This window comes from Vibrio sp. Hep-1b-8, assembly GCF_006124995.1.
Lineage (GTDB): Bacteria > Pseudomonadota > Gammaproteobacteria > Enterobacterales > Vibrionaceae > Vibrio.
The window spans coordinates 1-1,337 of record NZ_QEWN01000064.1 but is presented as its reverse complement, the minus strand read 5'-3'; the positions used below and the strand labels follow the sequence as shown (position 1 = coordinate 1,337).

2 protein-coding genes are annotated in these 1,337 nt (G+C 45.8%); both read right to left on the bottom strand.

What is annotated here, in order from left to right; all coding sequences use genetic code 11:
- Nucleotides 1–898 (bottom strand): IS110 family transposase (locus tag DA100_RS08270; RefSeq protein ID WP_138971720.1); only part of this gene is annotated, 898 nt, incomplete at its 3' end.
- A 122-nt stretch (nucleotides 899–1,020) separates the two neighbouring features.
- A partial coding sequence (locus DA100_RS08265) for a substrate-binding domain-containing protein (RefSeq protein ID WP_171052178.1) occupies nucleotides 1,021–1,337 on the bottom strand: 317 nt, incomplete at its 5' end.

The window sequence follows — 1,337 nt, the reverse complement described above, 5'->3', positions numbered from 1 at the left end:
GCCACAGACTGAGTGGGTCCGATTTTCGCTCACACCAGTTTATCACTGCTCTTGCCCCCTGAATGAGTAGCTTCCTTAAATCTCGGTTTCCGCGTTTAGTGATTTTTCCAAGATAGTTTTTGTCACCACTGCTGTATTGAGACGGCGTCAACCCTAACCACGCGGACAGTTGCCGACCATTTTTGAACTCACCAACGCTGTTTATAGAACCAATGATGCCTGACGCGACAAGAGGTCCTACGCCAGGGACGCTCGATAATAGCTCGTAATCCTTGTGTTTACGGGCACAAATAATCAGTTGCTGTGTCAGCGAATCAATCTCTTCACTAAGCTGCTTGTAGTGCACCCAGAGCTTTAAAACGAATGAACGAGTTACATGGGAGAGTTCATTGTTGGGGTCTTCCAGAATCGTCGGGATTGACCCTATTAAACAGGCGCTGCTGGGTTCAGTGACGACACCGTATTCCGCCAGAAGTCCTCGAAGCTGATTCACAGTAGCCGTTCGTTGTTTAACGAATTGACTCCGTATTCTTTGTAACGACTGAATATCTTGTTGCTCAATCGTTTTAACTGCAACAAAATGGATTTTAGGCCGTTGAGATGCCTCAGCAATGGCAATCGCATCATTAGCATCGTTTTTGTTCCCCACTAGCATCGCTTTAACCATTCGAGCAGGTACGAGCTTCACCGTATGCCCAAGCTTTTCAATTGCACGCCCCCAATAATTTGAGCTGTAACAAGCTTCCATCACAACAGTGGTTGGAGCATATTGCCTTAACGTGTCCAACAATCTATTTCGGCGTACTTGGCAATTCGAAACCGGTCTGTTTTGTCGGTCGAATACAGCAATCTGAAACACATTTTTTGCTAAATCGATACTAATAAGCCTATATTTCATGTTGGTCACCTTTATCCTTGATTCTGTCAAAAGTTAATCATGGCACATTGCGATGCCGAGATAGAGGTGACCATCTCATCACACACCATAAATATCACTAGCTAAGTGGTATGGCCCACAACTCAACCACCACATGAGCTTCTCACCGCCAGTTTGGGTGGGAACACCACGCTTTTGTATGGCTGCTTGTCGCCTTCCATGCGTGACAGAATAATCTCTCCTGCCGCTCGGCCTATTTCTCTTGCAGAGACAGAAATAGAAGTCAACGAGGGGTTGGTATCGGCAGATTCCGCAACATCATCAAAACCCACAACTGCGATATCTTTCCCCACGGTTTTACCGAGATCTTTAATTGCCCGCATGACTCCAAAAGCAACAATATCTTGGTAGCCAATAATGGCGGTTATCTCAGGGTGTTGATCCAATAGCTCTCTTGTTA